This is a genomic window from Geotalea daltonii FRC-32 (genome assembly GCF_000022265.1).
In the GTDB taxonomy this organism is placed as follows: Bacteria; Desulfobacterota; Desulfuromonadia; order Geobacterales; family Geobacteraceae; genus Geotalea; species Geotalea daltonii.
Genome location: NC_011979.1, coordinates 3,708,673 through 3,722,204, shown reverse-complemented (window position 1 = coordinate 3,722,204; position 13,532 = coordinate 3,708,673). Strand labels below are relative to the sequence as shown.

The window sequence follows — 13,532 nt, the reverse complement described above, 5'->3', positions numbered from 1 at the left end:
TTGAAAAAAAACAGGGCGTCGGCGATTGGCCGACGTCCTGTTTTTTAGTAAAAAATCAAGAGATAAGATGTGGGGAATTTCATGGTTGATAGTATTTCCTTCGTCGAGGTCTGGAAGACCTATGAACGAGAACTGGGTTCAGTTTCCCAGCCTGCACTGCGGGGCGTTACTTTTTCCGTCCGACAGGGAGAAACCCTAGGGCTCATCGGTGCCAACGGCGCAGGCAAGAGTACCTGCATCCGCTTGATCATGGATTTTATACGCCCATCCCAGGGCGTAATCACACTGAATGGCCGCTCGCCTGATAAGAGTTCGCTGCGTCACGATATTGGTTATCTTCCTGAGATCGCTAGCTTCCCTGCCAGTTTGACAATCCTCGATATGCTTCGTTTTGTCGGTGCTGCTCATGACCTGCCGAAAACCGTTCTCGCAGAGCAATCCGAAAGATGGCTCAGGGCGCTGGAACTATGGGATGCGCGCAAACGTCCCATCCGTACCTATTCTAAGGGAATGCAGCAGCGTGCCAGCTTTGTGCTGGCGTTGGTTCATGATCCCTCCCTGCTTATCCTTGATGAACCCATGAGCGGCCTTGACCCGATAGGTCGGGCGAGCATCGGCAGATTAATCCAGGACCTCAAAGGTCAAGGCAAGACGATACTCTTTTGTACCCATATACTTGAGGACGTGGATCGACTGGCAGATCGACTGCTAATACTTCACAAAGGTGAGAAACGTTTTGAAGGCACGCCTTCGGAACTGTCAATGGCCTTTGGGACAACCTCTATAGTAGACGGTTTTCTTCACGCCATAGAGGTGACACAATCATGAGAACGATATTCAAAAGGATTTTTGCACTTTCTCGACTCATATTGGTTGATGGACTGCGACGCAACGCACTCTTGGGCTTAGTCCTGCTTGCCTTGGGCATAGAGGTGAGCGGCCTTTTTTTCTTTGCCTTTGTACCACGGGATATCGGCCGAGTTACAACGGACTTTGTTGTGATCACTGGATGGTGTGCCGGAATGCTTTTCCTTTTCTTTCACGCGGTGCAGGTGATGGGGTGGGGAGAGGACAGACGAGTCATTCATACCTTGCTCGCCCATCCAATTTCCCGTACGGAATACGTTATCGGTGTTTTTATTGGTCTTCTATTTCTCCTGTTGCTGCTAAACGTTCTTCTCAGCCTGACTGGTTATGGCGTGCTGGTACTGATAAAATCCTGGGTTGGTAAAGCATATTTCGCTCGCCTTGGCGGGGCTGAATACGTGCTGTCCTGGTGCGGTGTTCTCAGTATCGAAGCAATGGCCCTTAGTGCGATCGTTCTTATTTCGGGGTTGATACGCGGCAGTTTTACTGTTTTGCTGGTCACGCTTTCTTATTATCTCATCTGTAACGGTCTTCCAGTAGCCATTGAATTTTTTAAGGGTGACTCGCAGTTGATCCGCAAGCTTTTGATCGGATTAACCATGATCTTCCCAAATTTTTCCCGATTCGACTACAAAGGGCTTATAGTCGCCGCAGGTAAATGGCCCCCCGCTTCAACCTTGTCACTAAATCTTGCCTACGTTATTTTGTATTGTGCTCTAGTGCTGACGTTTGCTGCTGGTATCTATAATCGGCGGGATCTGAAATGAAACGCGTTGTTGCAACCATTTTGCTGATGCTTTATCTGGTGGTGTGGAGCCTGCAAAAGGGCAAAGGCGAATGGATCGACAGTTATCTTTCGCCTGCTCCACCAGCTCCAGTACTGAAGGTTGCCACCGGTTATGCCCAGCAACTGGCAGCATTCGGTCTTTTTGTTAAAATTGCCGTTTTTACCGGGGGGCCTCTTAAAGGCGTTGATAAAATGAGCTATGCCGACAGCATGGCTCAGAATTTCGATGTGATGACAGAGTTATATCCTGATTTTATTGATCCTTATCATTACTGCGAGTCTTTTCTTGCTCCGATTTCCGCCGATTATGCTGAGCGTGCCAATAAAATACTTGATCGCGGTATTGCCACTAAGCCGGATGTCATGTATCTAGGTTTCTTCAAGGCTGTTAACTATTACTATTACATGTCAGACTATGCCAAGGCTGCTGAGGAGTTCTATGCTTTGTCGAAACGTCCCGACGCCCTCCCCTGGTTTGGTCATATGGCCGGAATGCTTATGGGACGTGGTGGTAATTTGGTCGCAGGGCGAAATATGCTTCAGGTAATGCTAGCTATAGAAAAGGATGAATATCTGAAAAAGCGCTATCGCCGCGGAATTGAAAATTTCAATAATGCGCTGAAGGTTCAGTCAGCTTTGGACTTGTATCGAAAGGAGCGAGGGCATGATCCTCGTAGTCTTTCGGATATTGTTCCCCACTATATCCACTCATTGCCTCAAATGGCCGAAGGGTTCATTTTGATTTGGGATCCACCTTTGCTGCGTCTGGAGAGGCCGCAATCTCAAGGGCGGGTAAAGAAAGATATCAAATAAATTCCTTGACATCATCTGAATGTCCTGTTAAAAATACGGTCTGTTTTCAAGCAGGCGCGTAGCTCAGGGGTAGAGCACTAGCTCGACACGCTAGGGGTCGGCGGTTCGAAACCGCCCGCGCCTACCATTGAAACAACCTGCCGGTCTGAGGTCTACGGAGGCATCGAGATTCGATGCCTCTTTCTGTTAAGGGGTCTGTTATGGGCGAGATTACAGTAAAGCTGCCGGATGGTTCTGAAAGAACACTTCCTAGAGGAGCGTCGGTCTATGATCTCGCTGCTTCTATCGGCACCGGTCTTGCCAAGGCTGCCATTGCCGGCAGGATAGATGGTGATCTGGTCGACCTCGCAACGGTGTTGCCGGATGGTTCCAAAGTTGAAATAATTACCGAGAAGAGTCCCGAGGCGTTGGAGATTATCAGGCATTCCACGTCTCACCTTATGGCTCAGGCGGTTAAGGCTCTTTTTCCAGAGGCAAAAGTAACCATCGGGCCTGCCATCGAGACCGGCTTTTATTACGATTTCGACGTGGATCACCCCTTTACTCCCGAAGACCTGGAAAAAATAGAAAACAAGATGCAGGAGCTGGCCAAGGCCAACCTGAAGATTGAACGTCAGGTCCTTTCGGGCGCTGATGCCATTCGGTTGTTCGGTGATCTGGGCGAGAGCTACAAGGTCGAACTTATTGAGGATTTGGGTGCTGCAACTGTTTCCCTTTACCGGCAGGGTGATTTTGTCGACCTCTGTCGGGGACCGCATCTTCCTTCCACCTCTCATATCAAAGCCTTCAAACTTACTTCAATCGCCGGTGCTTATTGGCGAGGCGATGAAAAGCGCAAGATGTTGCAGAGGGTTTACGGAACAGCTTTTACCGACAAAAAAGAGCTTGATGCTTATCTGGCACGCATAGAAGAGGCGAAACGGCGCGATCACCGGAAGCTGGGCAAGGAGCTGGATCTTTTCTCGTTTTCCGACGAGGTCGGGGCCGGTCTGGTCATTTGGCATCCCAAGGGGGCCATGCTCAGGACGATCATCGAGGACTTCGAGCGCAGGGAACACCTGAAGCGGGACTACGATATCGTTGTCGGGCCGCAGATTCTGAAGACCGACCTGTGGCAGCGTTCCGGCCATTACGACAACTATCGCGAGAACATGTATTTCACCGAGGTGGATGAGCAATCCTTCGGCATCAAGCCGATGAACTGTCTCTCCCACATGATGATCTACAAGTCCCGCCTCCGCAGCTACCGTGACCTTCCCCTGAGGCTTTTCGAGCTGGGAACAGTCCATCGCCATGAAAGAGCCGGCGTTCTGCACGGCCTTCTGCGGGTCCGTTGCTTCACCCAGGACGACGCCCATATACTCTGCACCCCGGAACAGCTGGATAGCGAGATCAAGGGGGTCATCTCCTTTGTGCAGGATGTGATGGGAGTTTTCGGTTTCGAGTTCGAGATGGAGCTTTCCACCCGTCCGGAGAAATCCATTGGGTCTGATGAGGACTGGGATCGTGCCACCAATGCTCTGCTCGGCGCGCTGAAGGATTCCGGGCGTCCTTTCGAGATCAACGAGGGCGACGGTGCGTTCTATGGCCCTAAAATCGACATCAAGTTGCGCGACTCCCTTGACAGAAGGTGGCAGTGTGCTACAATCCAGTGCGATTTTACGCTCCCAGAGCGCTTTGATCTGACTTACATCGACGCAGATGGTGAAAAGAAGCGCCCTGTCATGGTGCATCGGGTAATTCTCGGCTCCATCGAGCGCTTTATCGGCGTGTTGATCGAGCACTTTGCCGGCAGTTTTCCTGTCTGGCTTTCCCCCGTCCAGGTGGTTGTGCTTACAGTTACCGACAATCAACTGTCCTTTGCCCAGCAGGTGTATGCAGAGTTACGTGCAGCTGGCCTCAGGGTTCAGCAGGATTTTCGCAACGAGAAACTTGGCTTCAAGATTCGTGAAGCTCAACTGCAGAAAATACCCTATATGTTGGTTATTGGTGATAAAGAAGTCGAAGCGGGCATGGTTACTCCAAGATTCCGGGACGGCAAGAATCTTGACAGCATGAAGTGTAGTGATTTCATTGAATTTATAGAAAAGGAAGTCAAAGGCTTTCATTGAGGAGGTGGCGTCATAGCTAAACCGACAGTCAACATCAATCAGGCAATAAGGGCAAAAGAAGTTCGCGTTGTGGGGGCTGAGAGCGAGCAGCTTGGTATCCTGCCACTCCGTGAAGCATTGGCTCTGGCCGAGAGCCAGCAGCTGGATCTGGTTGAAGTCTCACCTACTGCCGTGCCACCTGTTTGCCGGATCATGGATTACGGCAAATTCAAGTATCAGCAGAGCAAAAAACTGCAGGAAGCCAAGAAAAAGCAGGTTCAGGTTCAATTGAAAGAGGTCAAATTAAGACCAAAGACCGATGAACATGACCTGCAGTTCAAGATAAAACATGTTCGGAGATTTCTCGAAGAGGGCAATAAAGCCAAGATTACCGTCGTGTTCCGAGGAAGGGAGATTACCCACCAGGAACTGGGCATGAGTGCCCTGGACAACTTTGCTTCCGAATTGCAGGATATAGGAATCGTAGAGGTAAAACAGAAAATGGAAGGGCGCAGCATGTTCATCATTGTCGCCCCTAAGACGAAAACGAAATAAAGGAAAATAAGGAGAAGGACCATGCCTAAAATCAAGACCCACAGAGGCGCTGCCAAACGCTTCAGCAAGACCGGAACAGGTAAGATCAAGAGAAGTCATGCATTCACCAGCCATATTCTTACCTCCAAAACCAGGAAAAACAAGCGTAACCTGCGCAAAGGCGCTATCGTCGAGGCTGTCGATCACAAGAATATCGCCAAGCTGATCCCTTACATGTAATAAGGCGGTCGCTGGTCGGCTGTCGGCGGTTGATAGTTTAAAAACACCGGCGACCACCGTCCATCGCCTGCCGACCGATTTAAGTCCGTGAACCGTGAGGAAACGTCTCCCCTTGCGGATCCGGCAAATAAACAACAAAAGGAGTATGTATGCCACGCGTTAAAAGAGGTTTTAAAGCGAGACAGAGAAGGAACAAAGTGTTAAAGCTGGCCAAAGGCTACCGGGGCGCCAGGAGTAAACTTTTCAGGAGTGCGACCGAAGCGGTGGACCGGGCATTGAATTATGCCTTTCGCGACCGGCGCGTCAAGAAAAGGGACTTCCGCGCACTCTGGATCACCAGGATCAATGCAGCGGCTCGGATAAACGGAATTTCCTACAGCAAACTTATCCATGGTCTTAAACAGGCCAAGGTGGAGGTCGATCGGAAAGTAATGGCCGATCTGGCTGTATCCGACCCACGTGGCTTTGCCGAGATTGTTTCGCTGGCCAAGGCCAACGCTTAGCACATAAAATAAACACTTTCAAAAAAGAAATGGGATGAAGTCATCTCATTTCTTTTTTTATACAAGGTAATGCTATGAGGGAAAAACTAGAGGCACTTTTGTCGGCAGCCACAGCAGAGCTTGCGCATGTTGCAACCGAAGATTCTTTACAGGACCTGCGGGTAAAATATCTCGGCAAGAAGGGTGAGCTGACAGCGGTCATGAAGGGACTTGGCAGTCTTTCTTCCGAGGAACGTCCGCTTATCGGACAGATTGTTAACAAGGTCAAGACTGAGCTCGAAACAAGAATCGATGCTGCGGCATTGCAGATACGAGAGGCCGGCAAGGCTGAAAAGCTTCGCTCGGAGCGCGTGGACGTAACACTTCCCGGCAGAAGACTCCCCGTCGGCACCAGGCATCCCATTACCCTCATCACTGAAGAAATCTCCGATATTTTTGCGGGACTCGGCTTTCTGGTCGCAGAAGGACCAGAAATAGAGCATGATTTCTACAACTTCGAAGCCCTGAACTTTCCCAAAGATCACCCTGCCCGTGATATGCAGGATACCTTTTTCATCAGCGATACCTTGCTGCTTCGAACCCATACGTCCCCAGTTCAGGTACGCACCATGCTCAAGCAACCGCCTCCGGTGCGGATCATCGCCCCTGGCACCGTTTACCGTTGCGACTCTGATGCCACCCATTCACCCATGTTCCACCAGATAGAAGGACTGATGGTCGACAAGGGGATAACCTTCGGCGATCTGAAAGGCATCCTGACCAACTTCATCAACCAGCTGTTCGGCAAGGATACCGGGGTAAGACTGCGGCCCAGTTTTTTCCCGTTTACGGAGCCCAGTGCCGAGGTTGACATAGCCTGTGTCATCTGCAAGGGCAAGGGGTGCAGGGTATGCAAGAACACCGGCTGGCTGGAAATCCTCGGTGCTGGTATGGTTGATCCCGAGGTCTATCGGCATGTCAATTACGATGCTGAAGCATATACCGGTTTTGCCTTCGGTATGGGGATCGAGCGTATTGCCATGCTCAAGTACGGTATCAGCGACATGCGGCTGTTGTTCGAAAATGACCTGCGGTTCCTCAAGCAGTTCTAGTTTCTCAATAAATCTTAAAGTGTGAGAATATGATAGTTACCTATAATTGGCTCAGAGAATTTGTCGATTGCGATTTGCCCGTGGCAGAACTTTCCGACCTTCTTACCATGCTCGGCCTGGAGGTTGAGCGCGTCGAAACGGTGGGCGCAGGGATGGACGATGTTGTCGTCGCCCAGGTTCTGGAGAAAAACCAGCATCCCAACGCGGACAAGCTGTCATTGTGCAAGGTCAATAACGGGGCCGAAATATTGACCATTGTCTGCGGCGCCCAGAACTTCAAGGCGGGTGACAAGGTTGCCCTGGCCCAGATCGGCGCTGTTCTCCCCGGTGAATTCAAGATCAAGCGCTCGAAGATAAGAGGCGAAGAATCCTGCGGCATGCTCTGTTCCGAAAAAGAGCTTGGTCTCGCCGAAGAGTCGGCGGGCATCATGATTCTGTCAGCGGATCTGCAGCTCGGCATGCCTGTGTTTTCAGCCCTCGGTCTGAAGGATACCATCTTTGAAATCGGCCTTACCCCGAATCGGGCCGATTGTCTCAGCATCATCGGCATTGCCAGGGAAGTTGCCGCCAAACTTGGGAAAAAGGTGAAATACCCGGAACTTCGGCCTGTGGAAGGTGCAACTGCCGTGACCGACATCACCTCGGTAACGATTGAGGCGCCTGAGCTCTGCCCACGCTACACAGCGCGCTATGTTTCAGGCAGTAAAATCGGACCTTCCCCCCAGTGGATGGTAAACAGACTGAAAGCCGTCGGGCAGCGATCCATCAACAACGTGGTGGACATCACCAACTACGTGTTGATGGAATATGGGCATCCGCTGCATGCTTTCGACTTCAAGTTCCTGTCAAAAGGAAAAATCGTTGTCAGGCAGGCAGCAGAGGGGGAGAAGTTTGACACACTTGATGGCCAGGTACGAACCCTTCAGTCCTCGGATCTGACCATCTGCGATGGAGACAGGGCCGTTGCGTTGGCCGGGATCATGGGAGGAAAGAATTCGGAAATAGCTGATGACACCACCGATATTCTGATAGAGAGCGCCTACTTCAATCCTTCGGCCATTCGCCGCACATCAAAGCGTCTGGGGCTTCATACCGAATCCTCACATCGATTCGAGCGCGGCACCGATGTGAACATTCTGCCTATTGCCCTTGATCGTGCAGCTTCCCTGATTGTCGAACTAGCCGGCGGAACTCTTGCCAAGGGGGTTGTCGATGCGTACCCTCAGCCTGTTCCGGAAAGGCAGGTACCGGTCCGTGTCGATCGGGTCAACCAGGTGCTCGGTATTAAACTTTCGGCAGCTGATATCAAGGAACTATTCGAAAGGCTTGAATTCACGGTGACGAAGTGTGATCAGGGGATTATGGAGGTGACTGTACCTTCTTACCGTGTGGATATCGAGCGGGAGATCGACCTGGTTGAAGAAGTTGCCAGGCTGCATGGTTTCGAGAATATTCCGGTGACAATGCCACAGGCAAGGATTTTTTCCGAAACAAAGTCATCCTATTTGACCAGTGCAAAAACGGTTAAAGATCTGCTTGTTTGTCAGGGTTTGAGCGAGGTCATCAACTACAGCTTTTTTGCCCCCGATGCCTATGACAAGATACTCCTTGCGGGAGATGACTACCGGCGCAACACAATTCAGCTTCTCAACCCACTGTCTGACGAGCAGTCCATAATGCGTACAACGCTGCTCCCTGGGCTGCTTGAAACGGCGGCAAGAAATGCCAGCTTCCGCATCCTGAACCAGCGCATCTTTGAGATGCGGCGCATATACCTGCCAAGGCATGCAGACGAGATGCCCGAGGAACCTCCGTTCGTTGCCGGTCTGTTGACAGGATTGCGCAGTGCTGAAGGCTGGAACCAGGCAAAGACAGAGGTCGATTTTTACGATGTCAAAGGCATCCTGGAAAATATTTTTGCCGCCTTGGACGTATCCGGCTATTCCTTTGAAGTAAGGGAACCTGAGCCGTTCTATCACCCTGGAAAATCCGCCTTTATAATCTGCAACGGTGATGTGATCGGCTCCTTGGGGGAGTTGCATCCTACCGTTCAGGAAGCATACGGTCTTGAAAAACCGCTCTTCTATTTTGAGTTAAACTTCGAAAAATTGGTTGAGTGCCGCAGGGAGGACCATAGCGTCTCCGCGCCCTCGCGTTTCCCTGATACTTACCGGGATATTGCATTGCTTGTCGACGATGATGTCTCGGCTGAAGCTGTCGTCAATTGCGCCAGGAAAGTTAAGGCTGCAGAGATTGCCCAGATAGAGATCTTTGACCTGTACAAGGGGAGTAATATCCCGGCAGGACAGAAGAGCATCGCCATAAGGGTCCGCTACAGCTCCAAGGAAAAAACGCTCACGGATGAGGAAGTCAATCCCGTTCACCAGCAGGTTATTCAGATGCTGCAGCAAAAATTAAATGCCTCCATTCGCTAAAAATGGGTTGATTATGGATTCCCCCTGTGATATAAACCAACGCGCTGTCGAACTTGGCTGCCCACCGAATTACTGATTTAGTTGAGGGGTTTATGACGAAAGCTGATATTGTTGAAAGGATTTACGAAAAGGTTGGTTTTTCAAAAAAAGAATCGGCAGAACTCGTCGAGACTGTCTTTGATCTTATAAAAAGCACCCTTGAAGAGGGCGATAAAATCAAAATCGCTGGATTCGGTAATTTCGTCGTCAAGGAAAAGGCAGACCGCCGGGGTAGAAATCCCCAGACCGGGGAAGAAATTACCATCTCTGCAAGGAAGATTCTCACTTTCAAGCCGAGTCAGGTTCTTAAAGCCGCCATCAATAATCAGTAGTTCTCTTCAGGGATGCTTCAATTCGGGACAAGCTATTCTACAAAATCGGAGAGATTTCGGAACTAACAGCCTTGAGGCCCTCTGTGCTGCGTTTTTGGGAGACCGCGTTCACCGATTTAAATCCTAAGAAAAGCAAAAGCGGACAGAGACTCTACTCCAAGGAAGATCTTGAAGTAGTTAAGCAAATCAAGCAGTTGCTTTATAATGAAAAGCTGACCATAGATGGAGCCCGTAAAAGGCTTGGAGAAAGAATTAACAACTTAGAAGCAATGGGCGACGAAAACAGCAGGCAAGTCGAGAGGCTTAAGCAGATTATACAGCATGCGGTTGCCCAGTTGCAGGATCTGAGAAACACAATGTAGCATATCGGTGCGTAGCGCAGCCTGGTAGCGCACTAGACTGGGGGTCTAGTGGTCGCTGGTTCGAATCCAGTCGCACCGACCATATTGAGAAGGGTTTCCGAAAATTTTTCCGGAGACCCTTTTTCTTTGTCCGCAGAAGTTGTTGGTGCCCCATCACAATCATCTTTTGCCTTTGTGCTCTGATTGGAGTATATTGAGGCCCATCTAATTTTGCTGCAGTAGGTCAACCCCATCCTTTTCGAGTTTCATAGAGCCATGACTCTGCCCATGAAAAAAACTACCTTCCTGGTTGCCTTTGCCCTGTGCCTGCTATTTCCTGCTTTTGCGTTTGCAACTCTATTAACTGCCGATACCACATGGCAGGGAGAAGTCACCGTCAACGAAGATGTGATTGTTCCGTCAGGTATCTCCCTGACCCTCAAACCAGGCACTGTTGTAAGGATAATTCCCGCCGATACTACCAAGACTGATCCTGAATACATATCTCCCTTAACCGAGATCACCGTTCGTGGAACATTGAAAGTGGAGGGCACAAGGACTTTCCCGGTCAAATTTTCTTCGCCTGGCGAAGCCAAAAATGCTTCATGGGCTGGTTTGATCGTGGATGGAGGCAGGGCTTTCCTCAGTGGATGCAGTATAGACAATGCGGAAACTGCCTTGCATGTCATTGAGGGAACGGCAACAGTGGACGGCTGCAAAATCAATGGGAACCGGTATGGAGTATCGGCAATCGGGCCAAAAAGTTCTGTGGTCCTCAAATCCACTACTGTTGCAGACAATGATTTCGGGGTCTACGCTTTCAGCGGTGCCAGGATCGTGCAGCATAATAGCACCATTGGCAACAACAGGAAAAAGGATTTCCATGCAGCAGATCTCCAGCAGCCGGCAGCTCAGATTCCCCTCAGCACTACAAAAGACCTGCCTGTCAGTAGAATCTACCAGGATGAGGTGCTTTTGGGCAGCACAATCTGGCAAGGGCACATCATCGTCAAAGGGATCATCCGAGTGCCTGAAGGAGCCAGGCTGGCGATACTTCCGGGTACTGTCATCGAATTCAGCAGAAGAGATTCAAATGGTGATGGGATTGGCGAAAATGGACTGATGATACAAGGCAGTATTTTGGCCAAGGGGAGTGCCAAGGAACCGATTATCTTTCGTTCGGCCGAAAAAGGCAGGTCAGATACTGACTGGGACGCTATAAACATCATGGGCAGCGATGGAGTCCAGAACCTGATCGAGTATTGCCAGATAGAGGGCGCCTATCGAGGGCTCCATTTTCATTTTTCCAATGTGGCGGTGACGCATTCAGTGCTGAAGGGAAACTATCGCGCTATTCAATTTCAGGAATCCCTGGTTGTGCTCCATGGCAACCGGTTGTATGAAAACAAGAGTGGCATCCAGGGCAGGAACTCTACTATCGATATGTCAGGCAATCTGATCAGCAGCAATTACATAGGGGGAAACTTCTTCAGATGTAACCTGCAGGTCAGGCAAAACGAGTTCATTGGCAACAGGAGGGATGGGCTGAGACTAAGGGAAGGGGTTACCGTCATGGAAGAGAATCTGATTGACGGTAACAGGTTTGGCCTCATGGTAGCTGACACTTTTTCCGGCAGGTTTAACCGTAACGTTGTCTCCAATAATGCTGAAACAGGCTTATCCCTGAAAAATTCCGACAATATAGAACTTTTCGGAAATTTTGTGGCGAACAACGGCCTCAACGGGATGAATCTGCAGGAAACCAGAGCCGAGATCAAGGGGAACCAGATTGCCGCCAATGGTGAACGGGGACTAGGGTTGCTCTCCTTTACCGGAACCCTTACCGGCAACAGCTTCATGGGCAACGGACTCTGGGCAATTGATCAGGAAGGTACAAATGATGTGGAAGCACCGGACAACTGGTGGGGGACTGATGAGCCTGCCAGGGTGATCTTTGATCGCAGAAACCATCCTTCCCGAGGCCGCATCATTTCCGATAATCCATTGACACAACCGGTGCCCTTCGTCTGGCCGCTGGCCAGCGTGGCTACTCCGACCGTATGGCAAGGCGAGATTATCGCAAATCGCAGGCTCCAGATTCCCACGGCGAGTACTCTTACTCTTTTGGCTGGAACTAAAGTCTTGTTTGCCGAAGGTTCAGGAATGACAGTCAACGGTAAAATCGTTGCCAGAGGTGAAAAAGGCCGCGAAGTCATTTTCACCTCCGCAGGTAAAAAATTGCCGGGTACGTGGGACGAGGTGCTTCTGGAGCATGCAAACGGCAGTGTCATCTCCCATGCGGTTTTCGAGTATGCCCAATGGGGCCTGCACAGCCATTTTACCAAACTGTCCCTTGCCGACAGCATTTTCCGCAACAATAATGGCGGCATGCGTTTCAGAAGCGGCCCGGTATCCATTAAACGGTGCCTTTTCAGGGATAATTCCATAGGTATCCGTTCCTATCGTGGCAATGGGAGCATTGAGGCGAGCGACATAACCAGGAATGAAACGGGTGTATTTGTCAGAGAAAAAGGCAGTGGTCTGAAAATCAACGGCAGCAACCTGTTTGACAACACCGGCTACAACGTCAGGATCGGCGACTTTAACGACGAAAATGTGGATGCCGCCGGAAATTGGTGGGGGGAGGGTATCCCGGCTAACACCATTTTTGACGGGCGTAATGAGCCTGGCATAGGCGTGGTAATTTTTGAGCCATTTCTCTCAAAGCGGGTCAAGACAGGGAATATAGTGCAATGAGAAAATCAGCACTCGCAATTTTACTTTTGTTGTTCATGGTCACTTTCAGTTATGGTGAAGATATGGCTGCGCAAACATTCATCTTCCGCGGGAAAATTGTCGATATGGCCGGCAAGGGAGTCTGCGGTGCCGAGGTTTTCATCTACGACAGTACCAATACCAGGCGCCCCGCTGATTTCATTACCGGACCATCCGATAAGGAGGGCAGCTACACCATCCAGTTGCCTGCAGGCAAAAGATATTGGGCTGTGGCAAGGGTGCGCCAGGATGGCAAGTATGGTCCACTGTCACCTGCGGCCCAGCATTCAGGTGAACCTGTGGCCATTGATGCCGATGAAGGGCTCGTTGAACGGCAATTCATCGTTGCCGATATACGCCAGGTGGCGAAGGGCAAACAAAAAGCCAGAGAGGATATGGTCAAGGTCCGTGGAAGGGTGGTAGACGGTGAGGGGGCGCCTGTCAGCTCGGCGTATGTGCTGGTCAACGCCATGAGGGAGGTGAGCCAGCTGCCCGATTATGTCTCCGGCTGGACCGAGGAAACCGGCCTGTACACCCTTTATCTGCCTCCCGGCGAATATTTTATCGGCGCCGCCGTAACCTTTCCCACTGGTCCTGGAATGAAGCTGGAAAAACGGCTGTCTGCAGTATCATCCCAATCGGATATTGCAATCGACGTGGTATTAACGGCAAAATAGCTGATGCG

The 13,532-nt window shown here is 50.5% G+C and carries 13 protein-coding genes and 2 tRNA genes; all 15 read left to right on the top strand.

All coding sequences use genetic code 11. The features are described from left to right. Window positions 1–81: 81 nt before the first annotated feature. The 15 genes from GEOB_RS16750 to GEOB_RS16680 all read left to right on the top strand — a co-directional run bounded on the left by GEOB_RS16750 (window position 82) and on the right by GEOB_RS16680 (window position 13,524). The gene (locus tag GEOB_RS16750) at window positions 82–828 is read left to right on the top strand and encodes an ABC transporter ATP-binding protein (protein ID WP_012648439.1); all 747 of its coding nucleotides are present in this window, start codon (window positions 82–84) and stop codon (window positions 826–828) included. Further along, window positions 825–1,634, top strand: coding sequence for a hypothetical protein (locus tag GEOB_RS16745; protein WP_012648438.1), 810 nt, complete (start codon window positions 825–827; stop codon window positions 1,632–1,634). The genes GEOB_RS16750 and GEOB_RS16745 overlap by 4 nt, the downstream gene beginning before the upstream one ends. Continuing rightward, window positions 1,631–2,467, top strand: coding sequence for a hypothetical protein (locus GEOB_RS16740; protein WP_012648437.1), 837 nt, complete (start codon window positions 1,631–1,633; stop codon window positions 2,465–2,467). The genes GEOB_RS16745 and GEOB_RS16740 overlap by 4 nt, the downstream gene beginning before the upstream one ends. 52 nt (window positions 2,468–2,519) lie before the next feature. Next, window positions 2,520–2,594, top strand: a tRNA-Val gene (locus tag GEOB_RS16735). 73 nt (window positions 2,595–2,667) lie between these two features. Continuing rightward, the gene (gene thrS, locus GEOB_RS16730; protein ID WP_195892556.1) at window positions 2,668–4,578 is read left to right on the top strand and encodes a threonine--tRNA ligase; all 1,911 of its coding nucleotides are present in this window, start codon (window positions 2,668–2,670) and stop codon (window positions 4,576–4,578) included. Window positions 4,579–4,590: 12 nt separating this feature from the next. Next, window positions 4,591–5,112, top strand: a complete 522-nt coding sequence (infC, locus tag GEOB_RS16725) for a translation initiation factor IF-3 (RefSeq protein ID WP_041267183.1) — start codon at window positions 4,591–4,593, stop codon at window positions 5,110–5,112. Between the two features lie 21 nt (window positions 5,113–5,133). Beyond that, window positions 5,134–5,331: a 50S ribosomal protein L35 gene (gene rpmI, locus GEOB_RS16720; protein WP_012648434.1), complete on the top strand. Its 198-nt coding sequence runs from the start codon at window positions 5,134–5,136 to the stop codon at window positions 5,329–5,331. A gap of 149 nt (window positions 5,332–5,480) precedes the next feature. Then, window positions 5,481–5,834, top strand: a complete 354-nt coding sequence (rplT, locus tag GEOB_RS16715; protein WP_012648433.1) for a 50S ribosomal protein L20 — start codon at window positions 5,481–5,483, stop codon at window positions 5,832–5,834. 74 nt (window positions 5,835–5,908) lie between these two features. Beyond that, window positions 5,909–6,925, top strand: coding sequence for a phenylalanine--tRNA ligase subunit alpha (gene pheS / locus GEOB_RS16710; RefSeq protein ID WP_012648432.1), 1,017 nt, complete (start codon window positions 5,909–5,911; stop codon window positions 6,923–6,925). Window positions 6,926–6,954: 29 nt separating this feature from the next. Further along, window positions 6,955–9,360, top strand: coding sequence for a phenylalanine--tRNA ligase subunit beta (gene pheT / locus GEOB_RS16705; protein WP_012648431.1), 2,406 nt, complete (start codon window positions 6,955–6,957; stop codon window positions 9,358–9,360). Between the two features lie 92 nt (window positions 9,361–9,452). Continuing rightward, a complete protein-coding gene (locus GEOB_RS16700) occupies window positions 9,453–9,731 on the top strand; it encodes an integration host factor subunit alpha (protein WP_012648430.1) in 279 nt (92 codons plus the stop codon). An 83-nt stretch (window positions 9,732–9,814) separates the two neighbouring features. Beyond that, entirely contained in the window at window positions 9,815–10,093 is a 279-nt protein-coding gene (locus tag GEOB_RS16695) for a MerR family transcriptional regulator (RefSeq protein WP_012648429.1), read from the top strand. A 5-nt stretch (window positions 10,094–10,098) separates the two neighbouring features. After that, window positions 10,099–10,175 (top strand) — tRNA-Pro (locus tag GEOB_RS16690). Window positions 10,176–10,360: 185 nt separating this feature from the next. Then, a complete protein-coding gene (locus GEOB_RS16685; protein WP_230198975.1) occupies window positions 10,361–12,829 on the top strand; it encodes a right-handed parallel beta-helix repeat-containing protein in 2,469 nt (822 codons plus the stop codon). 62 nt (window positions 12,830–12,891) lie between these two features. Then, window positions 12,892–13,524: a carboxypeptidase-like regulatory domain-containing protein gene (locus tag GEOB_RS16680; RefSeq protein ID WP_230198974.1), complete on the top strand. Its 633-nt coding sequence runs from the start codon at window positions 12,892–12,894 to the stop codon at window positions 13,522–13,524. Window positions 13,525–13,532 lie beyond the last annotated feature (8 nt).